The sequence below is a fragment of the Parabacteroides sp. AF21-43 genome (assembly GCF_003635435.1).
GTDB lineage: Bacteria > Bacteroidota > Bacteroidia > Bacteroidales > Tannerellaceae > Parabacteroides > Parabacteroides distasonis.
This window is the reverse complement of the sequence record NZ_QTMG01000011.1, coordinates 27,648-52,779: the sequence shown is the minus strand read 5'-3', so window position 1 is coordinate 52,779 and position 25,132 is coordinate 27,648. Positions and strand designations below refer to the sequence as shown.

19 protein-coding genes and 1 pseudogene are annotated in these 25,132 nt (G+C 47.5%); 11 read left to right on the top strand and 9 right to left on the bottom strand.

All coding sequences use genetic code 11. The features are described 5' to 3' along the window. The first annotated feature begins 20 nt into the window (after nucleotides 1-20). From DWX84_RS09835 to DWX84_RS09790, 10 genes are all read left to right on the top strand, one after another. On the top strand, nucleotides 21-1,565 hold the full coding sequence (locus DWX84_RS09835; RefSeq protein ID WP_005855235.1) for an acyl-CoA carboxylase subunit beta: 1,545 nt from the start codon (nucleotides 21-23) through the stop codon (nucleotides 1,563-1,565). Between the two features lie 12 nt (nucleotides 1,566-1,577). Beyond that, nucleotides 1,578-3,089: an acetyl-CoA carboxylase biotin carboxylase subunit gene (gene accC, locus DWX84_RS09830; protein ID WP_048928327.1), complete on the top strand. Its 1,512-nt coding sequence runs from the start codon at nucleotides 1,578-1,580 to the stop codon at nucleotides 3,087-3,089. A gap of 17 nt (nucleotides 3,090-3,106) precedes the next feature. Next, nucleotides 3,107-3,631: a biotin/lipoyl-containing protein gene (locus tag DWX84_RS09825; protein WP_036611924.1), complete on the top strand. Its 525-nt coding sequence runs from the start codon at nucleotides 3,107-3,109 to the stop codon at nucleotides 3,629-3,631. A gap of 168 nt (nucleotides 3,632-3,799) precedes the next feature. Then, entirely contained in the window at nucleotides 3,800-5,227 is a 1,428-nt protein-coding gene (nhaD, locus tag DWX84_RS09820; RefSeq protein ID WP_005865615.1) for a sodium:proton antiporter NhaD, read from the top strand. A 7-nt stretch (nucleotides 5,228-5,234) separates the two neighbouring features. After that, the gene (locus tag DWX84_RS09815) at nucleotides 5,235-6,089 is read left to right on the top strand and encodes an ATPase (protein WP_005865617.1); all 855 of its coding nucleotides are present in this window, start codon (nucleotides 5,235-5,237) and stop codon (nucleotides 6,087-6,089) included. 3 nt (nucleotides 6,090-6,092) lie between these two features. Beyond that, the gene (gene murQ, locus DWX84_RS09810; protein WP_005855245.1) at nucleotides 6,093-6,923 is read left to right on the top strand and encodes an N-acetylmuramic acid 6-phosphate etherase; all 831 of its coding nucleotides are present in this window, start codon (nucleotides 6,093-6,095) and stop codon (nucleotides 6,921-6,923) included. Between the two features lie 43 nt (nucleotides 6,924-6,966). Next, nucleotides 6,967-7,629, top strand: a complete 663-nt coding sequence (locus DWX84_RS09805; protein ID WP_005855247.1) for an MgtC/SapB family protein — start codon at nucleotides 6,967-6,969, stop codon at nucleotides 7,627-7,629. A gap of 63 nt (nucleotides 7,630-7,692) precedes the next feature. Continuing rightward, nucleotides 7,693-8,334: a hypothetical protein gene (locus DWX84_RS09800; protein WP_005865620.1), complete on the top strand. Its 642-nt coding sequence runs from the start codon at nucleotides 7,693-7,695 to the stop codon at nucleotides 8,332-8,334. Further along, the gene (locus DWX84_RS09795) at nucleotides 8,331-8,906 is read left to right on the top strand and encodes a uracil-DNA glycosylase family protein (RefSeq protein WP_005865622.1); all 576 of its coding nucleotides are present in this window, start codon (nucleotides 8,331-8,333) and stop codon (nucleotides 8,904-8,906) included. Before DWX84_RS09800 ends, DWX84_RS09795 begins: the two co-directional genes overlap by 4 nt. A gap of 207 nt (nucleotides 8,907-9,113) precedes the next feature. Next, nucleotides 9,114-10,043, top strand: a complete 930-nt coding sequence (locus tag DWX84_RS09790) for an Abi family protein (RefSeq protein WP_229103527.1) — start codon at nucleotides 9,114-9,116, stop codon at nucleotides 10,041-10,043. A gap of 444 nt (nucleotides 10,044-10,487) precedes the next feature. Here the strand turns inward: DWX84_RS09790 and DWX84_RS09785 are convergent. The 8 genes and pseudogenes from DWX84_RS09785 to DWX84_RS09750 form a co-directional block, all read right to left on the bottom strand. After that, nucleotides 10,488-10,651 (bottom strand): annotated as a pseudogene (locus DWX84_RS09785) (Fic family protein); the annotation flags it as partial. 812 nt (nucleotides 10,652-11,463) lie between these two features. Continuing rightward, entirely contained in the window at nucleotides 11,464-11,847 is a 384-nt protein-coding gene (locus DWX84_RS09780) for a hypothetical protein (RefSeq protein WP_048928325.1), read from the bottom strand. 68 nt (nucleotides 11,848-11,915) lie between these two features. After that, nucleotides 11,916-12,770 carry a hypothetical protein gene (locus tag DWX84_RS09775; RefSeq protein ID WP_048928324.1) on the bottom strand — a complete coding sequence of 285 codons (855 nt, stop codon included), beginning with the start codon at nucleotides 12,768-12,770 and terminating at the stop codon, nucleotides 11,916-11,918. Between the two features lie 39 nt (nucleotides 12,771-12,809). Then, nucleotides 12,810-14,570: a RagB/SusD family nutrient uptake outer membrane protein gene (locus tag DWX84_RS09770; protein ID WP_121961361.1), complete on the bottom strand. Its 1,761-nt coding sequence runs from the start codon at nucleotides 14,568-14,570 to the stop codon at nucleotides 12,810-12,812. Nucleotides 14,571-14,585: 15 nt separating this feature from the next. Continuing rightward, a complete protein-coding gene (locus tag DWX84_RS09765) occupies nucleotides 14,586-17,831 on the bottom strand; it encodes a TonB-dependent receptor (protein WP_009018632.1) in 3,246 nt (1,081 codons plus the stop codon). A gap of 364 nt (nucleotides 17,832-18,195) precedes the next feature. After that, a complete protein-coding gene (locus tag DWX84_RS09760) occupies nucleotides 18,196-19,074 on the bottom strand; it encodes an AraC family transcriptional regulator (protein WP_005865630.1) in 879 nt (292 codons plus the stop codon). A gap of 34 nt (nucleotides 19,075-19,108) precedes the next feature. After that, entirely contained in the window at nucleotides 19,109-21,307 is a 2,199-nt protein-coding gene (locus tag DWX84_RS09755; protein ID WP_005865632.1) for an alpha-galactosidase, read from the bottom strand. A 70-nt stretch (nucleotides 21,308-21,377) separates the two neighbouring features. Continuing rightward, nucleotides 21,378-22,871, bottom strand: a complete 1,494-nt coding sequence (locus DWX84_RS09750; RefSeq protein WP_005855263.1) for an IMP dehydrogenase — start codon at nucleotides 22,869-22,871, stop codon at nucleotides 21,378-21,380. Nucleotides 22,872-23,031: 160 nt separating this feature from the next. On the opposite strand from DWX84_RS09750, the gene DWX84_RS09745 reads away from it, so the two are divergent. Further along, complete coding sequence (locus DWX84_RS09745) at nucleotides 23,032-23,745, top strand: pirin family protein (protein WP_005865634.1); 714 nt, start codon at nucleotides 23,032-23,034, stop codon at nucleotides 23,743-23,745. A 75-nt stretch (nucleotides 23,746-23,820) separates the two neighbouring features. Here DWX84_RS09745 and DWX84_RS09740 read toward each other — a convergent pair whose 3' ends face one another. Next, complete coding sequence (locus tag DWX84_RS09740) at nucleotides 23,821-25,113, bottom strand: M64 family metallopeptidase (RefSeq protein WP_005865635.1); 1,293 nt, start codon at nucleotides 25,111-25,113, stop codon at nucleotides 23,821-23,823. Between the last annotated feature and the right edge of the window lie 19 nt (nucleotides 25,114-25,132).

Sequence of the window (25,132 nt, the reverse complement as noted above, 5' to 3'; positions counted from 1 at the left end):
GATAATTAAAGAGATACGCCATGAAGGAAAAAATTGAACAATTAAAAGCTCTCAACCACAAAGCTGAGTTAGGGGGCGGAGAAGACCGCATTGCGAAGCAACATGCGGCAGGTAAACTAACCGCTAGAGAAAGAATCGAACTACTATTGGAAAAAGGTAGTTTCGTGGAAATCGACAAGTTCGTGACACATACGTGCCATGAGTTCGGTTTAGAAAAACAGCGTCCATTAGGGGATGGCGTGGTCACCGGTTACGGAATGATCGGGCAACGCACGGTATTTGTTTTCGCTCAGGACTTCACGGTATTCGGTGGAGCCTTGTCCGAGACGTATGCCCGTAAGATCTGTAAGATCATGGACATGGCAACGGAACTAGGCGCTCCGGTGATCGGGTTGAACGATTCGGGAGGCGCACGTATTCAAGAAGGAGTTCGTTCCTTGGCGGGATACGCCGAGATATTCCTCCGGAACTCGTTGGCTTCGGGCGTGATCCCGCAGATTAGCGCCATTATGGGCCCGTGTGCGGGTGGAGCGGTTTACTCGCCGGCGTTGACGGACTTTATCTTTATGGTAAAACAAACGAGCTATATGTTTATCACCGGCCCGGAGGTCGTGAAAAGCGTGACGCAAGAAGAGGTTACGATGGAGAATCTGGGAGGCTCGGAAGTGCATAGCACCCGTTCCGGAGTGGCTCATTGCACGGCGGATAACGATATGGATTGTATCTTGAAGATACGTGAGTTGATGTCGTTCTTGCCGAATAATAATATGGAAGAGCCGCCATTCGTTCCTACTACCGATAGCCCGAACCGCATCGATCCGCAATTGGATCTGCTGGTTCCTACTAATCCCAACCAGCCGTACGACATGAAAGAGTTGATCCTTTCCGTGGCTGATGATCAAAACTTTTTCGAGATACAAGAGGAATATGCCAAGAACATCATTATCGGTTATATCCGTTTGAATGGAAAGACGATCGGTGTCGTGGCGAATCAACCTGCCGCGTTGGCCGGTACGCTGGATATCAACGCATCCGTAAAGGCCGCCCGTTTCGTCCGTTTCTGCGATGCGTTTAATATACCGTTGTTGACGCTGGTGGATGTACCGGGTTTCTTGCCGGGCGTGAACCAAGAGTACGAGGGAATTATCCGTCATGGCGCTAAGTTATTGTATGCGTATTGCGAGGCTACCGTGCCGAAAGTGACCGTCATTACCCGAAAGGCTTATGGCGGCGCTTACGACGTGATGAGCTCCAAGCATATCCGGGGCGATATCAACTTCGCTTATCCAACCGCCGAGATCGCTGTCATGGGACCGGATGGTGCCGTGAATATCTTGTTCCGTAAGGATTTGAAGACCGCGGAAGATCCCGAAGGCAAACGGAAGGAATTGCAAGCCGATTACCGGGAGAAGTTCGCTAACCCGTACCGGGCCGCTGAGTTAGGCTATGTAGACGAGATCATCGAGCCGTCTATCACACGCAGCCGCTTGATCCGTAGTTTTGAGTTGCTGGCCAACAAACGGCAATCCAATCCTCCGAAGAAGCATTCCAATATTCCTCTTTAAAAACGAATCCTTATGATAAAGAAAGTATTAGTAGCCAATCGTGGCGAGATAGCGATGCGGATATTCCGCACCTGCCGGGTGATGAACATCCCGACCGTAGCGATCTATACGCATGTGGATCGCGGAGCATTACATGTACGTTATGCGGAGGAAGCCTACTGCATCTCGGAAGATGAAGCGGATACCTCTTACTTGAAGCCGGACTTGATCCTTGAGATCGCCAAGAAGACAGGAGCCGCCATTCATCCGGGTTACGGCTTTTTGTCGGAGAACGCCGACTTCGCCCGTCGTTGCGAGGAGGAGGGCGTGATCTTTATCGGCCCGAGCGCCGACGTGATCGCCAAGATGGGTATCAAGACCGAGGCCCGTAAGATCATGAAAGAAGCCGGTGTGCCGGTTGTACCCGGAACGGAAAAGCCGGTGACGGACCTAGAGGATGCCAAGAAAGTAGCCGCCGAGGTGGGTTATCCGATTATGCTAAAGGCGCTTGCCGGAGGCGGTGGAAAGGGTATGCGTTTGGTACATAGCGAGGATGAGATGGAAGCGGCTTTCCGTATGTCTCGTTCCGAGGCGGCCAACTCGTTCGGAAACGACGCCATCTATATCGAGAAGTATATCGAGAACCCCCATCATATCGAGGTGCAGGTACTCGGGGATAAATATGGGAACGTGATCCATCTGTATGAGCGTGAGTGCTCTATCCAGCGCCGTAACCAGAAGGTGATCGAGGAAGCGCCCTCTCCATTCGTGAAGGAGGCCGCTCGCCAGAAGATGTTGGCCGTAGCGGTGGAGGCTTGCAAGAAAATCGGTTACTACAGTGCCGGGACGTTGGAGTTCATGATGGATAAGGACCAGAACTTCTATTTCCTCGAGATGAATACCCGCCTTCAAGTGGAGCATCTGGTGACGGAGGAGACAACGGGCGTGGACTTGGTGCGCGATATGATCTTGGTGGCCGCAGGAAATCGTCTGCCTTATAAACAGGAAGATGTAGCTTGCCGGGGACATGCCTTGGAATGCCGTATCTATGCGGAGGACCCGGAAAATAACTTTATGCCCTCTCCGGGCGTGATCAAGGTGCGTGAGGCTCCCGAGGGACGTAACGTGCGTCTGGATAGCGCCGCTTACGCCGGTTTCGAGGTGTCCTTGCATTACGATCCGATGATCGCCAAGCTTTGTACATGGGGCCGGACCCGTGAGTCCGCCATCTCGAATATGATACGTGCCTTGCGGGAATACAAGATCTTGGGAATCAAGACAACGATTCCGTTCCACCTGCGTGTGTTGCATAATGCGACCTTCTTGAAGGGGAATTACGATACGACCTTTATCGACACCAAGTTCGATAAGGAAGACTTGAAGCGTCGCCAGAATAGCGACCCGACCGTCGCCGTGATCGCCGCCGCCTTGAAGCATTACGAGGAGGAGAAAGAGGCGGCCGCCCGTGCGACGACCGTTCCGCTGGTAGGGGAGTCCCTGTGGAAGCACTACGGGAAGTTACAAATGTTGGCCAATAACTTTTAATGAGAGGAGGAATGATTATGTCAAAGGCTTTAGCGACTTATTTTGCCACGGTTAACGATATTCCCGACACAGAGTTCAAGGTAGAGATTCTGGAAGACGGGCCTATCAAGAAAGTATCCGTAAACGGTACCGTTTATGATGTAGATTACAATCTGGGCGGAGATACGATTCACTCGATCATCATGAACCATAAATCTCATGGCGTACAAATATCCAGTGTTGGAGATTCCACCTATGAGGTAAAGAATAAAGGTGATTATTTCCAAGTACAGGTGATTGACGAGTTGAAGAAATTACGCCTGTCGAGAACCAGTTCCAAGACGGTCGGCCGTCAGGTCATACAGGCCCAGATGCCGGGCGTGATCCAGAAGGTATATGTCAAGGTAGGCGATGAGGTCAAGGCGGGAGACCCGCTTTGCGTATTGGTTGCCATGAAGATGGAGAACGAGATCCGTACGCCGATCGATGGAGTGGTGAAAGAGGTGTATATCAATGAGACAGACAAGGTCTCCGTGGGTGATAAGATGTTGGTTGTAGAGTGAATTGTCTCGGGGTTATAGTTTTCCCTCGAGAGAATAGGAAAGGAATCGGAGCAGTCCGGTTCCTTTCGCATGTTTGGTAAAATTATCTTAAAAAACATTCTGTTTTTCTATCGTGTTACAGAGTTATTATTTCTACATTTGTAGCGTTTAAACCTAAATCATGAAGTTATGTTGACAGCAATGGTCATTGTGTTCCTTGTCGGTTATTTGATGATCGCATTGGAACATCCTCTAAAGATAAACAAGGCGGGAACGGCTTTGCTTATTGGTACTATCTTATGGGTTATGTACACGTACGCGGCCCCGTTTTTCATCCCGAGGGCCTCGGCAGAGGAATTCAGCTTGTTCTTGGAATCGTTCCCCTCTTTGGGTTCTTTAACGTTTAAGGAACAATGTACCCGGTTCGTCGTGGAGCATCAGGTTCTGGATAGTATCGGAGAGATCGCCGAGACGCTTATATTCCTGATCGGGGCGATGATAACCGTGGAGCTGATCGATGCCCATGGCGGTTTCATGTTTATCACGAATCATATTACCACGAAGAAAAAGAAGAAACTGCTGGCGTTGATCGCCGTGATCACGTTCTTTATGTCGGCCGTGTTGGACAACCTTACGACCTCGATTGTCATGATCATGCTGATCCGTAAGTTGCTCGGGAATTATAAAGAGCGGTGGGTGTTCGGCAGTATCATTATTATAGCGGCGAATAGCGGTGGCGCTTGGTCACCGATTGGCGACGTGACTACGATCATGCTTTGGGTAAGGGGAAATATCTCCACGTCATCCACGATTCCCCATTTGATCCTGCCGAGTATCGTATCGGCGTTGATCCCGGTCTTGATCGCCATGCGTTTCTTGCATGGCAACGTGACGCCCCCTAACGCGTTCTCGCAAATGGAGGCGGACAATGAGTTGCTGAAGAAATTGAAGGATAAGGAGAAGTTATCGATCTTGATCATCGGTGTGTTGTGTTTATTGTTCGTGCCTGTATTCAAGACGGTTACTCATCTTCCCCCGTTTATGGGTATCTTGATGGGAGTGGGTATTCTTTGGTTCTATACGGAGATGCTATACGCCCGTAAACCGATCGACGAGGACTTGAAATTGCGTTTGTCCAAGGTGGTTCACCGTATAGACGGGGCGACCTTGTTATTCTTCCTCGGAATCCTTTTGGCGGTGGATGCCTTGCGTTGCAGTGGCGTATTGTCGGATTTCGCTTTCTGGCTGGACGATACGGTAGGCAATGTGTATGCGGTGAACCTGATTATCGGCGCCTTATCGTCTATCGTGGATAATGTTCCGTTGGTAGCGGGTGCTATCGGTATGTACCCGGTGGCTACGGACGCTATGGTGGCTGCGGCGACTGATCCGGCTTATCTGGCGAACTTCATGCAAGACGGCGTGTTCTGGCAGTTCTTGGCTTATTGCGCAGGAGTAGGTGGAAGTATGTTGATCATCGGTTCCGCCGCCGGAGTCGTCGTGATGGGCTTGGAACGGATCAATTTTATTTGGTACTTGAAGAATATCTCTCTGTTGGCCTTGGCGGGATATTTGTCCGGCGCGGTGGTATATATTCTCCAGAATTTGATATTATAATAAGTATATGATATTAATTGCGGATAGCGGATCTACAAAGACGGAGTGGTGCCTGGCGGATCAAGGCAGACCGGTGCGTACGGTCGTGACAGCGGGTACCAATCCTTATTTCCAGACACGGGAGGAGATTGCCGGAGAAATCCGGGGTGCCTTATTGCCTGCGTTGAGGGGTGAGCGGATCGATGCCATTTACTTCTATGGCGCCGGTTGCGCCTTCCCGGAGAAGAACCGGATCGTGGAAGAGGCGATTACGCCTTATATCCCGGCTCCCATAGAGGTGTATAGCGACTTGATGGCGGCTGCTCGTGCCTTATGCGGGAGCCGTCCGGGAATCGCCTGTATATTGGGGACGGGATCGAATTCTTGTCTGTATGACGGGACGGAGATAACGGAGCATATCTCTCCCTTGGGATTCATTCTGGGGGATGAGGGTAGTGGCGCCGTGCTCGGGAAGTTATTGGTAGGGGATTGCTTGAAGCGTCAGTTGCCGGCGCCTTTGGTTCAGAAGTTTATGGATCAATATGAGTTGACGCCCGCCTTATTGTTGGAGCGGGTATATAAACAACCTTTCCCGAATCGTTTCTTGGCTACCTTATCCCGTTTCTTGTTGGAGAATATCACCGAGCAACCGATTTATAATTTGGTCTATACGAGTTTCCGTAGCTTTTTCCTCCGTAACGTGGCGTTATATCCGGGAGCTGATACGTACCCGATTCATTTCGTAGGCTCTATCGCCTATTATTATCAGGAGGTATTGAAAGCTGCGGCCTTATCCTTAGACTTGAAGGTCGGTACGGTCGTACAGGCTCCCATGAACGGATTGATCCGGTATCATTTTACGAACGAAGAAAAAAATGAATGAGTTATGGCATTTCAAAAGATAACCGAGTCGGAATCGTTGTACGATAATCTGGATCAGATGTCTGTCCGGGAGTTGCTGGAAGGCATCAATAACGAGGACCGGAAAGTGGCGATCGCCGTTGGCCGGGAGATCCCGAAGATCGAGAAGCTGGTAACCCGTATCGTAGAGCGGATGCGGAGAGGCGGCAGGCTCTTCTATATCGGGGCGGGTACGAGTGGTCGCTTGGGTGTCTTGGACGCCTCCGAGATCCCTCCCACGTACGGTATGCCGAATACCTTGGTGATCGGTTTGATCGCCGGCGGTGACCGGGCGCTCCGGAATCCAGTGGAGTCGGCGGAAGACGATCTGGATAAGGCTTGGGAGGAACTTCAACAATATCATATCAATACGAACGATACCTTGGTGGGGATAGCCGCCTCGGGTACGACTCCCTACGTGATTGGCGCCCTGCGTAAGGCACGCTCCGAGGGAATCCTGACGGCCTCTATCTCCTGCAACCCGGACTCCCCGATGGCGGCGGAGGCGGAGATCGCCATCGAGCCGGTAGTAGGTCCGGAGTTCGTCACCGGAAGTACGCGGATGAAGAGCGGTACGGCCCAGAAGATGGTGCTGAATATGATCACGACCTCCACGATGATCAAGCTGGGCCGGGTGAAGGGGAACCGGATGGTGAACATGCAACTGACCAACCAAAAATTGGTGGACCGTGGCACCCGTATGATCATGGAAGAGCTTCGTCTGGATTACGAGCAGAGCAAGAATCTCCTGCTCCTACATGGCTCCGTCCGGGAGGCGATCGATTCTTATCACCGTGAATGGCGGCTGAATCAATAAATAATTCCTATCTTTCGGGGTAAAACCTAAAAGATCGTTGATTATGATGTGGGATTTCATACTAAGACTTTTCGTGGCAGGTATTCTGGGCGCCGTTGTCGGGCTAGACCGTGAGTACCGTGCGAAGGAGGCGGGTTACCGGACTCACTTCCTTGTTTCGTTGGGTAGCGCGTTGATCATGGTTGTCTCCCAATATGGCTTCCAAGATGTCATCCTAGAGAATAGCGTAAGTCTCGATCCGAGCCGTGTGGCCGCCCAAGTGGTGAGTGGCATCGGTTTCATCGGGGCGGGTACGATCATCATCCAGAAACAATTCGTGCGGGGATTGACTACCGCCGCCGGTATCTGGGCGACCGCCGGTATCGGTCTGGCCGTCGGCTCAGGCATGTACGGGCTCGGTATCGCCGCCACTTTGTTGACGCTCGCCGGGCTGGAGCTGTTGAGCGTTATTTTTAAAAGCATTGGGATGCGAAGTTCCTTGGTGGTATTCTCTACCTCCGACAAGGAGGCGATCAACCGGATCGCCCGTGTTATCTACGAGAAAGGTTTCCTGCTGGTAAGCTATGACATGAAAAGACTGGGGCATCAGGAGAAGGACGAGTACGTCGTCAGCATCGTGTTGAAGGCCCGTAAAAACACGGAGGAAAGTCCACTGTTGCTATTGATGGAGCAATTTCCGGAGGTTACGGTGGAGAGAATTGAATAGTTATTCTGCATTGGCGGTAAGTTTTCGTATATTTGCGGCTCGAAACTATTTAATAATCGTACGATGAATTTTATTTCTAAGCTATTCAAGAAGAACGTATCTGAGGCGGAAGAGGCCGGCAAAGGTTCCGTGGAGGAGTTCGTATCTTTAATCCGTGTATATTATCAAGCCGTTATGGCTGTGAACTTGGGTATCACCAACTTGAACATGCTCGCCGATATGGCTTTGTTCAAACGCATGTTGAAGATACCGACCCAGAATAACAAATTGGGTGTCGCCGAGAAATCCCGTGTGCGCAAGGTGTTGATGGAGGATTACGGCCTAAGCGAGGCTTTCTTCAAGGAGATCGACAGCTCGGTGAAGAAGAACTGCAAGAACCAGAACGATATCAAGACGTATTTCTTCATGTTCCAAGGTTTCTGCAATGACTTGTTCAACTTGCTTGGTAATCTGATGCAGTGGAAGTTCCGCTTCTCCATGCTGGTGAAGAAGTTGCTGTATAATATGACGACGAAGACGGTTCACGAAATCTTGACCAAGTCCGAGTGGAAGGATATCAGCGTGCAGAAGGCCGCGTGGAGCGTGCGTAAGTATGCCGAGAAACTAGGCTACTCCGAGCAATGGATCACGGACTTCGTGTATAACGTCGTGCTTCTGGCGAAAGAGGACCAGAAGAAGGAACTCAAAAAGAACAAGGAAGCATGACCACCGAGCTGCATCCGCTAGGTTTCTTCCTCCCGGAGAATACGAGATTGCTGATGCTGGGAAGTTTCCCGCCTCCAAAAGCTCGTTGGAGCATGGATTTTTATTACCCGAATATCCAGAATGATATGTGGCGCATCCTTGGCTTGATTTTCTATGGGAACAAGGATGCGTTCCTGCGAGACAAGAAGGCGTTCAGCGAGGAGAAGGCGAAGGCTTTCTGCCGGGAGAAGGGGATCGGGATCGGTGATACCGCCATGGAGGTGATCCGCTTGAAAGCGAACGCCTCCGATAAGTTCCTTGAGGTGGTACGGCCGATCGATCCGGAAAAGGTCTTGTCCCAGATACCGGAATGCGTGGCGATCGTGGTAACCGGGCAGAAAGCGATGGATACTCTCCTCTCCGTATTGCCCGGCACGGAGGAGCCGAAAGTGGGCTTCTCGTCGGAATTTTCTTGTATGGGAAGGACGATGAGGCTGTTCCGTATGCCTTCATCCTCTAGAGCTTATCCGAGGCCGTTGGAGGAGAAGGCCGCTATTTACCGGGGGATGTTCGAGACTTTGGGGATGGTGTGATGAACCACTATTTACTTATTCAAAATGCCTTGCCCTTGCAGGGGACTGAATTATAGAAAAAACGTAATGCACAAATACTTTTTTGTATAACCTTTGTAGATTCAGATAAAAGTATTACCTTCGCAAGCAATATGACCTCCCACGCTTCCCGTAGAACAGCGCACCCGGGGAGGTCTTCGAGTTTTTATATGGTAACTTCTGATAAAATTGACCGATAAAATTGATTATACAAAGAAGCCGTTGACTATCGCCGAGCAAATTGCACGGCTAAAACAACGGGGGCTTATTTTCGATGATGAAAGCGAGGCAACCTCTTATCTTTTCAACATTAGCTACTATCGGCTTCGTGCTTACACTTATCCGTTCCAAGAGAACGGTGAAGATTGCGACCATAACTTTACCCGTAAAGATATTCACTTTGAGGACATCATTGCCCTTTATTGCTTCGATCGCAGACTGCGCTCACTCATTTTCAATGCAATTGAAAAGATTGAAGTGGCAGTACGCACAAAGGTTGTACAAGTTTATGCCGAAAGCACAGGCAATAGCCATTGGTACGATGATGAAAGTTTGTATCGCTTCGGCTATGACGACTTGATGGAACATATCGAAGCGGACGTAAACCGTAGCAACGAGGATTTTATCAAGCATTACAACTCCAAATACAATGACCCGCCGATGCCACCAAGTTGGATGGCGCTCGAAGTGGTGTCGTTTACCACATTGAGTCGTTTGTTCCAATCCTTAAAGTTAGACAACCGCAAAGAGGATATCACCGAACAATTCGGCTTGAAGAAAGTGGCTATCTTGGAGAATTGGCTACACGCCATATCCAATCTTCGCAACTGTTGCGCTCACCACAGCCGCGTTTGGAATCGCCGCTTTATGGTCAGCGTGACCTTACCATACAACACTCTTTATCTGTTTATGGATAGAACCACAATCGGACAAATTCGCACAAACAAGTTGTTTGCCGTGCTTTCCTGTATCACCTATATCCTTGACATCATTAGTCCCGGTAGCGACTTCAAAAAGCATATCAAAGAATTGCTTAAGTCTGATTGTCATCTGCTCGAACTTAAAGATATGGGATTCCCGAAGTATTGGCAATCCCTCCCGGTTTGGCGAGAAAAATAGCAAACTTTGCGTCTTAAAGCGCACCCCGATAGTTTACTTCTTTACTTTTGGTAGCCCTTGACTCGTCAAGCTATCTGGTTTGTTTTTATATACCCCTCACCAAGTTTTTCTTGTGCTATAAACTTTTCTCTTTTGTAATACAGATCTTGTACCTATGTGTGGGGACTGTATTAGAGAAGATATACTCTCTCATGGGGACATGTCTGGGGACTAATTCAGTACCACCTTAAAAGCTTCTTCTTTTCCGTTTGAGGCATATAGCTTCAAGACAGGTATAACACTACGAGGTCCTGCGTTTAGGATGATTGAGTAAGTATCTCCTTGGGATAAATCGATTTGAGTGGTATAGGTGCCACTTGTTTCGGAGGAACTTTCAGATGCGGATTAGACGCTGTTTGTGGATGCGAATGAGAATTTTCGGCTGCGTCTGTTTCGCATGCCCTCTTCCTCCCGTCCAAACATACAGGAAACGATATGCTCCTCATGGGTGCGATACCGGCCAATCTCTATTTGCGAGCCCTCACTGAAACCGGTTGGAAGAATGCGGCCTGCCATGCACAAATATTCTCTTTAGTCAGCGGCCGGTCATAATGGCTTACATATTTTAAGTACTTGATGCGACATTAGAACAGGAGAAACGTCGCAATATTCACGACGTTATTCAGCTTAAAACGTCTGATTATGGAGTTTAATGCACGAACTTATTTCCATTGAGGATGCAAGATACAGTTGTAGCATCTTATCGCCGTAAGATGTATGATCTTACTGTTGTAGGATGTATGATCTTACCGTTGTAAGATGTATCATCTTTCACGGATACTTGACATCTCCTTGTCTTGCGTCTTTTAGCAAAGTGACAGTTTGTAAATTTAAGTCATGGAGAATCGATTCTTTCGGGTAAAGGTAAGGTATGCTCCCGAAAACGAAAGAAAAAAACGACAATCGATTGGTTGATAGGGTAATGCTGGAAAACGGCCTTTTATTCTAGCGGGATTTATTCATCGTATTTCATGTTTTGGGGGCAGGAAGGGAAGAAAAACGGTGCTACAATAGGGTTATAACAGGGTAAGAATGCCCATTCGCGACTACTCATAACCCTATTCTTGACTACTTACGATGTCCAACGGCAGTATCGGCCTAGCCTAACACGACCAGTCGTGTAGGCTTTTGGTGCCTATCAGAGGTGAAAAACGCTCTGTTTTAACAAAAAAGTACTTTTATGGCTATTTCTTTCTCGCTAGTTTGTTTCGTTTGTAAAACGAGTGTGTTATAGTAAGTGCTTTATATTGATCATAAAGATTGTTTGGTGTCAATTTTGCAGATAGAAGGATATTTTTAGGGAAGGTGCCATATAGCATAAAAAGGCGAGACTTGATAGCCTCGCCTTTTGTTTGGGTGGTGATTAAAAGATATTCTAGGATTAATTTTTTGTTTTAAATCCAATATGTCCACCATTATAAAAAGTTACAACATCACCAATGCTAATTTGGCCATAACCATTTATTGTTACTGTATGGTCATCGCTCATATCTGTAACGGTGTAATTACCGCTAGGAACAAAATAGAACCATATACTCATATAGGTTACACTTCCGTGGATCATATTTTTACCACCTGTTTCAGATGTGAGTTCAATCCATCCTCCGGTATATTCTGGATTTGAAGTTACTACGACTTTGCCATAGCCACTAGGAGTGGCAGCTTCATAAGTCATAGGATGAGGACCTAGAACTCCATTTGCTGCTATTACCTCTGTTGTTATTGCGAATAAAAGAACTGCTAAAAATAAAAATGCTCGTTTCATAATGATATAAATTAAAAGTTTAACATAGAGGAATAGGGGTTAGACCCTTATTCCTCGAATTCTTGTCCTTATTCCTTGGCCTTGAACATCCAGAACCAAGCCGTACCTCCTTCGCCTGCGCCAGCCTCGGGAGCGCAAAGATATAGATGGTTGTCATCTGATACTAGGATGTGGTAATTATACTCGGGTGCGTTGTCCGAGTTCGGTTGGACTCCTAATAAAGGATTCGTACCGGAGAATGACAGCGTGCCGACATCCCAGCCTTCCTTGGCTATGGCAGAGAGATCCCAAGAGATGTTACCACTTTCGCCACGGCTCATCTCTACTTTCTTCCCATTCAAGGTGAATGTCATCCATCCTTTTTCGAGGGTATCATCCGGATAACCTTTTTCAATACATTGATTATCGAAAGCTTCGTTTGTATTGCCTGACGCTATATCCTCGAACTTCCACCAGTTAGGGCCGCTATCGCTCATATAACCACCATTACCCCAGTAATTAGGAGCGTCCGTTGTATCCCAAACCCACGTGCGGCTATTGTATTCCGGACCGAAGAGCTGCTTGTAGATAGAAGGAACGTCGACGTATTCATTGATTGTCACATCTTGTGAATAAGATACGATCGAGCCGTCTTGGTTTATAGCTCGTACGGTTAAGGCTGTCAAAGGGGGAGTGCCTATGATGGAACCTTCGGTTCCGGTAGCTAGGATGGCCCCGTCTTGATCCAATACCTGTACGGTCAGCGTGGGATTGGTGGAGAAGGTGAACTTGTTTTGTCCGACCGTCGTTTGCGTAAGCTCTACACGGGCTTGCAGATCCGTTTCTGTTATGCTCGCTGCTATGGAGCCTTCTTCCTCTATCGTAGGATCGCAGGCGGTGAGGAGCATCGCGAATAGCGGGATAGCTATACTATATTTCTTCATGATTTTCTAATTAAAAGTTTGACTTTGTTGAAATCGTTTTTACCAGCGGTTATATTGGCTGTCCGAGCCTTCCCAGCCGGCGTTCTGGGCAATGCTGCCGTTCGACATATCCACCTCGCTCTCCGGTATCTTGAAGAATCCGGCGGTAGCGTTATATCGGGTGGCGTAGCCACCTCCGTGAGCCTTGTTAGAGTCCTCTTGGCCATTGGTGTATATTTTCACGTTGGTCTGCTTTTCCAATGCGGCGGCGGCTATATGCCAGCGACGGATATCGTTCCATCGAATGCTCTCGAATGCGAGTTCCCAACGGCGCTCGTTTTGCAGGGCTTGGAGCGAGTAGGACGAAATAGGGCTTAAGCCGGCTCTCTCGCGAACCCGGTTGATTCCATCCGTGTTCTCTTTCAACTCGGATTGCATTAGTAATACATCGGCGAAACGGATAAGCACAAGGTCGTGGATATTGTTTAGCTGTAAGTTCTCGGAATTCTGAGCCCAGCCATCGGTTCCGTACATCAGGTTCTCGAAACATACGGAGTAGGCGTCTCCATTCTTTGCGGCTACAGGGAGCCATTTCTTGGAGAGGTATCCAGTTTCTTGGATAAACTCACCACCTCCACCGAATGCCCATCCTTGCTCGGTCCAAGCGGCGCAATCCGAAACGGATGCGTCACGACGTTTGTCGTTAGGTTCGGAGCTTCTCCAGTCGTTCACGAGGTTCGGGGCGGCAGGTCCGGCTCCCCAGCCTTGCCCGAAGGGGAACGATTCGGCCACGCCTGCCATGCCACGTACGCCGAAGTGTAGGGCGAAATTATTCGCGTAACCAATGCTTGTGCTCCAGTCGGCTAATTTGTTGTATTTGATAGCGAACAATGTCTCAGGATTTACGGCATTGTCATCTTCCACCCATTTCAGGCCCTGTCCGGTGGTATAGTCGTAATCTTCTACCGTAAACCGGTTTGTATAGGCCCAAAGGTTGCGGAAGTCCGACGTGACCAGTGAGTATCCCGAATTGTTAACGCAATCGTCGATGTAGCCGATCACTTGGTCTTTTGTCAGTGTGGAGCCGTCGGGCAAAGCCACGGAAGTCAACGGTGAGTAAGTGGTACTGGTCAGTGCGGCCAAGTCTTCTCCATTGCAATACATACCCGTATAGAACAACCAAGCACGGCCAAGCATGGCTTCGGCGGTGTATTTATCGACATGTCCGTCCGTCTTTCGAGTGTTGGGCATGATCTCGGCGGCATCACGTAGGTCTTGCAGGATTTGTCCCCATAGCTCAGCTGCGGTTGGTTGGCTTGGCTCTACGGATTGCGAGGTGATTGTCAGAGGGACGCGTCCGTACATGGAGGCCAGCTCGTAGTAATAGAAAGCGCGAAGGAATTTCGCTTCTCCCTCGATCTGGTTCTTGTCGGATTCTGCCAATTCGATATTTCCGATACCATCCAGCAAGGAGTTCGCACGGTTGATGCCTTGGTAACGGTCTTTCCAGAATTGTTGGGTCATGTCTTGCTTGGAGTTCATCAACATGTCCAGAGATTGCATGTGCAAGTCGTTCGGACCTCCACCCCCTAGGCAATCATCGCTGGCCAACATGGCGGCGTAAAGGAAAGAGCACTCAGGTGTGGCGGACACTTGGTTCAAGTTCTGATAGATACCGGCTAACGCTTGTGTGGCATCCTCGGTCGTAGCGGGAAAGTTCTCGCTACTTTTTGTTACGTAATCCTCGGCATCCAGCGTACAAGAGGTGATTCCCCCCATGATCGAGGCCGCGATACCGATTAAATATATTGTTTTTTTCATCTTGATAATCAATTATTAGAATTTGACATTAACTCCTACCATATAGGTTCTCGCTTGGGGGTAGTTACCTACATCCACGCCCGTTACCCAGCTCTCTTTATCGTTGAGAGCGGTTCCGCACTCTGGATCCATTCCTTTATAACCTGTGAAGGTAAAGAGGTTTTGGGCGGAGACATACAAGCGAAGCTGCTGGAATTTGCAACTTTTCCATAGACGTTTGATGTCGTAGCCTAGGGTTACGTTTTGGATACGGAAATAGTCTGCGTCGTCCACGTAAATATCGGAAATGTTGATATGGTTCACGGTGTTACCGGGCAACAGGATCGGGTATCGGTTGGATGTTCCCTCGCCATGCCAGTAATTGTAGACGTTGCTGCTATAGTTATCGAACTGTCCGTTACCAAACTTACGATACGTGTGGGCAACCTGCATGCCGAACGCTCCGTAAGTGGAGATGTTCAAGTCAAAGCCTTTCCAGCTAAAATCTAGATTCAAGCCCATCGTAAGGTCTGGATGAGGATTACCGATCTCCGTCTTATCGCTGTCGTTGATCACGCCATCGCCATTGACATCGACAAATTTCAAGTCACCCGGGGCTATCGAGGTGCCTTGCAGGGAGTTAGAGGCATCCCCACCGCAATTCTGGTCAAGATAGGTCTGTATATCCGCTTGATTTTGCATCACGCCATCGGTCTTATAGCCCCAGAAGTAACCGATAGGATGTCCTTCTTCCATACGGGCCATATAGGTGGTTCCCTCGGACAGAAGAGCGTTACCTCCATTTACGTAATGAGTACCGTTATTAACTTCTGTTACCTCATTCTTGTTATGCGCGAGGTTCAAGCCGATGCCATAGCTAAAGTCTGAGCCTACCTCATCCCTCCAATTTAAGGCAAGCTCGATACCCGTGTTCTTAACTGTACCGGCATTTGCGACCATGGAAGAGAAACCGTTGATTGAAGATACGGGTACGTCGATCAGCAAATCTTTTGTTTTCTTACTATACCAATCGAAGTTTGCGTTTAACCGGCCGTTCAAGAAGCGTGCGTCTAAACCTACGTTCGTCTGCTCCGATGTTTCCCATGTAATCTCGTTATTGGGTAACAAAGAGGGGTAAGCGCCTTGGGTTCCTCCGTTTTTATTATTATTGAAGGAATAAAGTCCTAAATCACCGAACGCGTATGTGGAGGCGTATTTGTACGCTCCAATATTCTCGTTACCATTTTGTCCCCAACTGGCGCGAACCTTCAAGAAATCCATCCAGTTTTTCGTGTTTTCCATCCAGCTCTCGTTACTCATCACCCAACCTGCGGAGAATGAGGGGAAGTAACCCCAGCGATGACCGCTGGAGAAATTGGAGGAACCATCGGCACGGACAATCGCGCTAAACATATAAGTTTCCTTGAGGTCGTAGTTGATACGGCCGAAATAGGATAGGATGGAGTGATCATCCACGGGATATCCTCCCACTATACCAGCGGTACGACCGGAGAAGTTGTTGAAGTAAGCATGCGAGAAATCTCCGAAGATGCTGGTCGTGGCGTGTCCTTCGATGGTTTCCGACATATTATTACCTTCTCTGGAATACTCTGTACCGACCAATACGTCGAAATGATTCTCCTTTACGTCGAAAGCATAGCTCAATGTATGTGTCATACCCCAATTCCAACCGATGGTCATATTCTCGTCCAGATAATCATCCGTATTCTGGTCGTTGTTATTATTTTTATAGATGCCGTTATATGCTTTGTAGAGGCTGGAGTTCTGTTTGTAATAGACTTGGCCTTTATACTTCAAATCCTTTAACGGCTGTATCTCTATATAACCGATGGCGCTAAGATTGTGGTTCCGGCTTTTATTATTGCCACTGGTGGTATTTAACAAGGTGTTCATCGGGTTATTGATGTATTGGTTGAGCCCGAGTAAACCCATTGATCCGGATCCTTGCGCGATCAAGTCGTCGTAGTCGAATAACTCTCCTTGGCTATTGTATAATGGAACCAATGGATTGGCTCCCATCATGCTATAGATGCTGTTGGAGTATTGGTTACCGATTTGGATACCTTGGTTGGATGTGTGTTGGTAATATACGTTCTCACCGAATTTTATGATATCCAGATCCTTGTTTTTCCAAAGGATATGCTCGGAATTTAAACGAATGGTGAAGCGGCTGTAGTCGGATTTAACCGGACCACCGAAAATACCGTCTTGATACTGATAACCTACGCCAGTAGAGAACTTGGAGAGCTCTGAACCTCCGGTCACGTTCACGGAGTGAGATGTGGTTATCGCGTTCTTGTTGCGAAGTAACTCCAGCCAGTTCGTACCCGGGTTGGAACCGTTTTGATAGGATTCCAGTAAATCTGCGTCTAGGTATTGTGACCAATTGAAGGGCGATACGCCGGCGTTGAAGTTGATCTGGTCTTGAACGGCCATGTATTCTTTGGCGGTAAGCATATCCGGCATCTTTACTACATTCTGCCAACCGATGTTGCCGTCATAGGATACTTGCACTTTTCCTTCTTTACCTTGTTTTGTGGTAACCAAGATAACACCATTCGCCGCACGGGCACCATAGATGGCGGAGGAAGCGGCATCCTTTAATACGTCGATACGCTCGATATCGGCAGGGTTCAAGGAATTGATATCGCCCCCGGCCACACCATCAATAACATAGATAGGAGCCGTATCTCCATTCGTACCGGCACCACGGATGTTTACTTTAAATCCGTCACCCGGCTGACCGGAAGAAGCCACGATATTGACACCCGGGCTTTGATTCTGTAATGCGCTTAGTGGGCTGATCGTATTACGTTTAGCGACTTCATCGCCTTTTACCTCTACGGTCGCACCTGTCACCAACTTTTTCTTTTGTACACCATAGCCTACTACCACTACCTCGTCCAAGCTCTGTGAGTCCTCTTTCAAGGTGATCTGTAAGTCGGATGTTTGGGCGGTTACGGGAATCTCTTGGGTCATATAACCAATGTAGGAGATCTCTATGATAGAGCCGGGGGCGGCCTCTAAGCTGAACTTACCATCCAAATCGGTTATCACTCCGTTCGTCGTTCCCTTTACGATAACATTGGCACCGATGACTTCCATTCCTGTTGCGTCTTTCACGGTACCAGTGATTCTTTTTGTTTGTTGCATGACTTCCATCGAAGTACTAGGGGCGGCTAACATTTGTGGTATGCCACCTAGCTGGAAGGCCATACATGCGCCTAAAAACAGCGTCGTTTTCTTAATTGTTGAATTCATTATTTTTTACATTAAATCATATAAGGCTAAACTAAAATTCATTTACTCAATAGGGTCATTAGCGGTTAACTGCTAAAAACATTAGATTTTCGGTCCTTCCTCATAGGCAATTGTTTTTTGTTGTTAATATGTATTGTTAATTTCTGTCGCAAAATTACGTCGGATCCCAAGTGCGTTCAAATACTATTTTATCCAAGAATAATACTTTTTTGCCGGAGTGTATTTTTAACACATCGATGGGGTAGCCGTAGGCATGAAAGCCTTTGTGACTGGTCGCAAAGATAGATGTGTGAAGGAAAAGAGAAGGGGGGATTTTGTATAGAAATAGGGGGGGATATGTATTTATCCCTGTTAAAAAGGTCTCTTATACAATGATTTTTGTCTTTTTGTAGTTATCCCGGAACTCTTTGGGAGAGCAGTTTTTCTTTTTCTTAAAGATACGGTTGAAGTTCGAGAGGTTATTGAAGCCGCAGTCATAACAAATCTCCGCGATGGATCGTTGCGTGTCCACCAGCATGCGGGCGGCGTAACCGATACGGATATCGGTGATATAGTCGGAGAGGGTCTTCCCGGTCCTCAACTTGAAGAAACGGCTGAAAGCGGAAGGGGCCATACCTACGAGTTCAGCCAGTAGGTTCAGGCGGATATCCTGTTGGTATCGCTCGTTGATGTAATTTTGTACTTTTTGGATACGACGACTCTCGGAATGTATATCCGTTATTTTAGCGAACGAGGAACTAGCCAATACTTTGTAGTCCTCCTCGATGGAAAGCTCATACAAGATGGTCAAGAAGTTGATGACCGCATAAAAACTTTGCTCCTCGGAAACCAGCTTTTCCAGTAAATGGTAAACCTTCAAGATGGAAGACATCGGGAAACTGATGCCGCGTTGAGCTTTCTCCAACATTTTCCGGATACTGTTGAATTGGTTTTTCTCCAATATATTATTCCCGAAGAGATTGGGAGAGAACTGGATCGTGATCTCATGGATCAGAGGCGATTTACATGCGTTCTGCTCCCAGACATGTTCCAGTTCTTTCCCGGTTATCAATACTAACTCGTATTCTCCGATCACTTCCGCGGAATCACCGACCACACGCCTTACCCCCGGAGCGTGCTCAATGAAATTGAGCTCGTACTCCAAGTGGCAATGGATCGGATAGGTAAATTCTGTCTTACGTCGGTCTACGATGTAGAAGCAATCCTTTTCCGATAGTGGGGTTATTTCGTGGATAATGTCCATGTTTAGCTGACTGTTGATAGTTGACAATTGACAGTTAATGAACCTCGGTCAGCTCTATGACCTTGCTACGGGCATGAGCCGTAGAGAACACGTTCATTCCTATTTTCATCAAGAAATCTCCGCTGAAGGTACCTCCGTCGGTAACCAAGGTCGATTTCTGGCCCGGCATGAGGTTTATCTCTTGTACCTTATATTTCTTATTCGGGTCCAATCCTTGTAGCTTTACGGGGAAAGTCTTTTCTCCGAAGCGAGGGTGGATATCATAAGCGAATAGGACGGATTTGCTTTTTGCCTTATCCACGTACATCACGGATGAATGGTTGGTCTCGTAGGGGGAAACAAGACGGTAGAGATCGCCGTCGAGGATTGTGCCCTTTAGACGTTTGTAGTTGGCAACCGCTTCTTGGCAATATTTCATCTCGTCTTCGTTCATTTCCTTCAAGCTGATATCGAAGCCCATCTTACACATCATGGCCACGTCGGTACGGAACTTGATGGAGGTATTCTTGTTCCAGCTAGTCACGTGGGCGCACATTGCCTTTGCCGGGAAGAACTGGGAGAATCCCCATTGGATATACAAACGCTCGATCGGATCGGTGTTGTCGCTGCACCAGAATTCCGTGAAGTATTTCAATGCCTCGTAATCACAGCGGGCTCCACCACCGGAACAAAGCATGATTGGTAGGTGAGGGTATTTTTCGGCTACCCGTTTGAATACGTTATAGACTCCTCGTACATGATCGATATATAATTGATTCTGTTTCTCCTTGAGGTAAGGAGAATAGACATTGGTAATCGGGCTGTTGCAATCCCATTTGAAGAAAGCCAGATCCGGATTCTCGGTCATGATATTATCCACTACGCTGAATACGTAATCCTGTACTTTCGGGTTACTTAAGTCCAAGACAAGTTGATTGCGGTAGTAATAAGTCTCACGATTCGGTAGATGGATCGCCCAATCCGGGTGTTTCTCGAAAAGTTCGCTCTTGGGGTTTACCATCTCCGGCTCGATCCAGATACCGAATTTCACGCCGGCATCTTTAGCGGTCTGCACCAGATGAGGAATGCCGTTCGGCAACTTATCGTGTGTAACCTCCCAATCGCCCAATCCGGCCTTATCGTTTTGACGAGGGTATTTATTAGCGAACCAACCATCATCCAGCAAAAACATATCTACACCTAGATGCTTGGCTTCTTTCATTAGTTCCTCCAATTTCTTCTCGTTGAAATTGAAACCGGTCGATTCCCAGTTGTTCAGTAGGGTAAGGCGATCGCCTTTACCATCCTTGATCTGGTAATTACGTGCCCAATCATGGATATCACGACTGGCTTTTCCGGTTCCTTGGTTACTCAACGTAAAGATAAACTCAGGGGTGACGAACCATTCGTTCGGCTTCAATTCATAGGCGGACGCATAGGGATTGATGCCGGAGATGACACGAAGGTTACCGGCGTTGTCTACCTCGAACGTAAAGCGGTAGTTTCCAGTCCAACCGATCGTTCCCATTAAAACATCTCCTGTATTCTCGCTGGCCGGGGCACCTAACCCAATCTCAAAAAACGGGTAAGCGTGCATAGCGGCACGGGAGCCTAGTTTCGTATCGATAATCTTTTTCCCGAATTTCAAGTCTTGGCTGCTCATCTGTACTTCCTTGGCCCAGTCACCGCTAAACTCGGTCAATACATAGCGAGGACTCTCGAAATAAAGCATATTGGAAGCGTATTGGGTAATCGTGACCGGTTTTTTCTCCATATGACGAATCTCGGTCCAAGCCTTGATGACGTTTTCTTTAGCGAAAGTTACATAATGCAATTTAGCCTCCACTGGGTATACGTCGTCTTTCAGAGAGATGATTGTCTCCGTAACGTTATTGTCTAGTTTCTTGGATTCGCTGGAAACATACTTGAATATACTGGTCATGTTCCCGTCGTTGTGCTGGATGGCGAAAGCCGGTTCGAAATAATCCTCCGCTCCTGAACAAGGATACACTTCCCATCCACGGGTTGATACGCTGCCATCCGTTCCGGCTTGGATATTCCATGAGAGGTTCTCAAATTCGGATTCGTTTACTAATTTATTTCCCAGATAAGTTTGGTAGAGCCGTCCGTTGGGGGCTACTTGTAAAATCAAGTCCGTCTCGTTGGTCGAGATTAAGATCATCTTTTGATCGGCGGCTTTTACGAATGGCAAACAAAAACACAAAAGGATAACTGTAAGTAATAGATTTTTCATGGTAAATTATTTGAATGTGTAAATAGTAGAGACGTAGCGTGCCACGCCTCTACTAGAATACATATTGTAATTAATTCTGCTCTTTCAGGATCACGTCGTGAGCGCCACCTTCAACGATACTTGTAGAGGAGACAAGCGTGATCTTGGCATGCTGCTGCAACTCTTGGATAGAGATGGAACCGCAGCTACACATCGTAGCGATCATCTTACCCAATGTTACGTTTAAATTATCTTTCAATTTTCCGGCATACGGTACATAGCTGTCCACGCCTTCCTCGAATTTCAAGGACTCGTTTCCACCCATGTCATAGCGCTGCCAGTTCTTCGCACGGTTAGATCCCTCACCCCAATACTCCTTCACGAAGTTGTTTCCGATTTTCATCTTCTTCGTAGGAGACTCGTCGAAGCGGGCGAAATAACGGCCCATCATCAGGAAGTCGGCACCCATAGCCAACGCTAATACCATATGGTAATCGTGTACCAAGCCACCATCGCTACAGATAGGGATATAAACGCCGTGTCTCTTGAAATACTCGTCACGAGCTTTCGCTACGTCGATCAAGGCGGTAGCCTGTCCGCGACCGATACCTTTCTGCTCACGGGTGATACAGATGGAACCACCACCGATACCTACCTTGATGAAATCCGCTCCGGCGTCAGCCAAGTAGTTGAAACCATCTTGGTCAACCACGTTTCCGGCACCAACCAGTACCTTGTCTCCGTAGGTATCCTTGATCCAGTGCAAGGTCTCGTACTGCCATTCGGAATAGCCGTCGGAAGAGTCGATACACAATACGTCAACGCCAGCCTCTACCAATGCCGGAACACGTTCCTTATAGTCGCGGGTGTTGATACCGGCACCTACTAATAATTTCTTATCTCCGCCGGATAACTCTTTCGGATTCTCACGGTGGCTATCGTAGTCCTTGCGGAATACGAAGTATTGAAGCTTCTGATCCTTGTCGATGATTGGCAATGTATTCAACTTATGATCCCAGATAATCTGGTTCGCCTCTTTCAAGGTCATGCCTAGCTCGCCAACGATTAGTTTAGCGAACGGGGTCATGAAATCTTTCACCTTCATGTCGATCGGGTCTTTGCCTTCACGGTAATCGCGACTGGTTACCATACCTAGCAATTTGCCGTTAGGCGTACCGTCATCTGTTACACCAATCGTAGAATGTTCTGTCCGGCGGACTAGCTCAAGCACGTCGGCCAAGGTATTCTCGGGCGTAAGGTTAGAGTCGCTGATAACGAATCCGGCCTTGAATTTCTTTACTTTGCGAACCATATCCGCTTGGCTCTCGATCGGTTGCGAGCCGAAGATGAAGGAAAGTCCTCCGTTGCGAGCCAACTCGATTGCCAGTTTAGGGCCGGAAACCGATTGCATGATCGCGGAAACGAAAGGAATATTTAATTCAATAGCGGATTTCTCGCCAGACTTGAATTTCACAAGCGGCGTTTTCAATGAAACGTTTGCGGGAATACATTCTTTGGTGGTTAAACCGGGAATAAGTAAATACTCACCAAATGTTCTCGATACATCGTTTAAGTAGATTGCCATAAGATTTTATATTTACAGGATGAGTTTTTTTAATTGCGCAAAAGTAGCGATTTCTGTTCATATATGAATCACATGTTTACATGAAATGTTCGAAATATGCGTCACGCAACATTTATAGTTATGGATTTGTTATTAATGTAGATTTAAAAAGGAGGAAAATATGAGAGTTGTAGTTGATAAGGCTCAATCCAGAGGGTATGCGAATCACGGTTGGTTGAAAACACATCACACGTTTAGTTTTGCTAATTATTACAATCCGGAAAGGGTTCATTTCGGGATGCTACGTGTATTGAATGATGATTCCGTGGCGCCGGGTGAGGGATTCGATATGCATCCACATAAGAATATGGAGGTTATCTCCATCCCGTTAAAGGGATATTTACGCCATGGGGATAGCATAAAGAATAGCGAGGTGATTACGCCGGGAGATATTCAGGTGATGAGCGCCGGTACCGGTATCGTGCATAGTGAGTTCAACGACAGCGGTAATGAACAATTGGAGTTCTTGCAAATATGGGTATTTCCCCGTGAGGAGAATACCAAGCCTCATTATGCCAGTTATGACGTGCGTCCGGTTACTTCGGAAAAGAATAAGTTGTCCTTGATCATCGCTCCGGATGGTAGCGCTCCTGCGTCGATCAACCAAGACGCTTGGTTCTCTTTAGGAAACCTAGATGCCGGTCAAGTAAAGGAGTATAAGCTACATAGTGAAAATAATGGGGTTTATTTATTCGTGATCGACGGAGAGGTGGAGGTAAGTAATACGATCCTGTCTAAGCGTGACGGGGCCGGATTCTGGGAAACCGATAGCATTACGATAGAAGTCTTGAAGCACGCTAAAGTTCTTTTGATAGAAGTTCCGATGATGAAATAAATGTTGATAGGTTAGTGCTGGCGGGTATCTTAATAGTTGATGTAACAAAGCTATTAGGGTACCCGCTCTTTCCTTTTAATGTTTTATCGGTTTATCCGTGAAGTAATCGATCATCTGTAAGATCGCTCGGCTACAAGCTGGACAGAATGGAGCGTAATCACGCATCATACAGTGATCCATCGGGCGATAAATGCCTTTAGCGATGTAACCGCCTCCCTCGAATACGCCTGCCTTATCCTTATGGGCGTCATCTAATGGGGTAGGTATCGGTGTATTAGTCGGTAGAAGATCTTTCCATTTAGCATCGAAGTTAACCAAGGTCGTGATGTTCGGTTCCCAAGGCTCGTACTTCAAATTATAAAAATCTTGATAAGCGACCTCGGAACTGAAGTATTCATCGGCTAGGCCGGCGAAACTATGTCCGAACTCGTGAACGAATACGACCGGGGTACGTGGGTTATCGGCGGTTCCCATGGCATAAAAATTATACATACCGCCACCACCGTAAGCGTCCGTGTTTACCAAGATGAAGATTGCGTCGCAAGGAGCGTTCCATACGGCGTCACGTATAGATTTCATATCCGGGGTGGTTAAATAGCGATCTACCCCAAACGTATAATAGCCGGAATTCAATGCGGTATTCTTGAATATACCTTTACCGGATACATCTGTTCCCGATTCTTCCGAAACGGCATCTACCGCCCAGACATTGAAATCTTCCCGGCGAGTGTCATAAGGCGGGGTTTTAAACAATGCCTCCGTAAAACGTTTGGCATCAGCTACGAATTTCTCTTGCTCATCCGCCGTATAACCTTCCGCTAAGAATACGAGGTCTACTTTCCCGGAGGAATCCCCGTTATATTGGATTTTTGTGATCCGGTTTTCCTTGAGTTTCCCCCGGTCAATAAAAATACTGGCCGGATCAATCTCTTGTTTCAATAAAGGATGGAACTGCATGTCGGCCTTGTCTCTTGCCGTAATCTCAATGATGACAGGAGCTTTCGGATAGGGGATAGAGATGCTATTTGTCCAAGATTGTGTCTCGGTCTTCGCTTGCTCCGTACTTCTCCATTCTTCGAATAACGTATTGAATCCTCGTGAGTAGATCAACTCTTTACCGGCTTTATCATATACATTAATATAATACCCTCCATAACCAAACGGATCGATTAAGTTTTTGACCGGCCCCGCCCAGACAGGTTCTTCCCGGAGTTGTTGTATGGCGGCGGCTTGGAAATCCCAATTTCCACTCAATGCGAAATCAATCCGGAGACTTTTCTTCGTGAAGTGTTTTTCAAAATTAGTTTGTGCCAGACAAGTGAAACTGTAAAGAATGGCGAATAATAATAAGGTTATTCTTGCTCTCATAGATCTATAATATTTATCA

Excerpts from the sequence above, each read along its gene's own strand:
- DWX84_RS09835 (WP_005855235.1), top strand. The coding sequence starts at position 21 with ATGAAGGAAAAAATTGAACAATTAAAAGCTCTCAACCACAAAGCTGAG.
- accC (WP_048928327.1), top strand. The coding sequence starts at position 1,578 with ATGATAAAGAAAGTATTAGTAGCCAATCGTGGCGAGATAGCGATGCGG.
- DWX84_RS09825 (WP_036611924.1), top strand. The coding sequence starts at position 3,107 with ATGTCAAAGGCTTTAGCGACTTATTTTGCCACGGTTAACGATATTCCC.
- nhaD (WP_005865615.1), top strand. The coding sequence starts at position 3,800 with ATGTTGACAGCAATGGTCATTGTGTTCCTTGTCGGTTATTTGATGATC.
- DWX84_RS09815 (WP_005865617.1), top strand. The coding sequence starts at position 5,235 with ATGATATTAATTGCGGATAGCGGATCTACAAAGACGGAGTGGTGCCTG.
- murQ (WP_005855245.1), top strand. The coding sequence starts at position 6,093 with ATGGCATTTCAAAAGATAACCGAGTCGGAATCGTTGTACGATAATCTG.
- DWX84_RS09805 (WP_005855247.1), top strand. The coding sequence starts at position 6,967 with ATGATGTGGGATTTCATACTAAGACTTTTCGTGGCAGGTATTCTGGGC.
- DWX84_RS09800 (WP_005865620.1), top strand. The coding sequence starts at position 7,693 with ATGAATTTTATTTCTAAGCTATTCAAGAAGAACGTATCTGAGGCGGAA.
- DWX84_RS09795 (WP_005865622.1), top strand. The coding sequence starts at position 8,331 with ATGACCACCGAGCTGCATCCGCTAGGTTTCTTCCTCCCGGAGAATACG.
- DWX84_RS09780 (WP_048928325.1), bottom strand. The coding sequence starts at position 11,847 with ATGAAACGAGCATTTTTATTTTTAGCAGTTCTTTTATTCGCAATAACA.
- DWX84_RS09775 (WP_048928324.1), bottom strand. The coding sequence starts at position 12,770 with ATGAAGAAATATAGTATAGCTATCCCGCTATTCGCGATGCTCCTCACC.
- DWX84_RS09770 (WP_121961361.1), bottom strand. The coding sequence starts at position 14,570 with ATGAAAAAAACAATATATTTAATCGGTATCGCGGCCTCGATCATGGGG.
- DWX84_RS09765 (WP_009018632.1), bottom strand. The coding sequence starts at position 17,831 with ATGAATTCAACAATTAAGAAAACGACGCTGTTTTTAGGCGCATGTATG.
- DWX84_RS09760 (WP_005865630.1), bottom strand. The coding sequence starts at position 19,074 with ATGGACATTATCCACGAAATAACCCCACTATCGGAAAAGGATTGCTTC.
- DWX84_RS09755 (WP_005865632.1), bottom strand. The coding sequence starts at position 21,307 with ATGAAAAATCTATTACTTACAGTTATCCTTTTGTGTTTTTGTTTGCCA.
- DWX84_RS09750 (WP_005855263.1), bottom strand. The coding sequence starts at position 22,871 with ATGGCAATCTACTTAAACGATGTATCGAGAACATTTGGTGAGTATTTA.
- DWX84_RS09745 (WP_005865634.1), top strand. The coding sequence starts at position 23,032 with ATGAGAGTTGTAGTTGATAAGGCTCAATCCAGAGGGTATGCGAATCAC.
- DWX84_RS09740 (WP_005865635.1), bottom strand. The coding sequence starts at position 25,113 with ATGAGAGCAAGAATAACCTTATTATTATTCGCCATTCTTTACAGTTTC.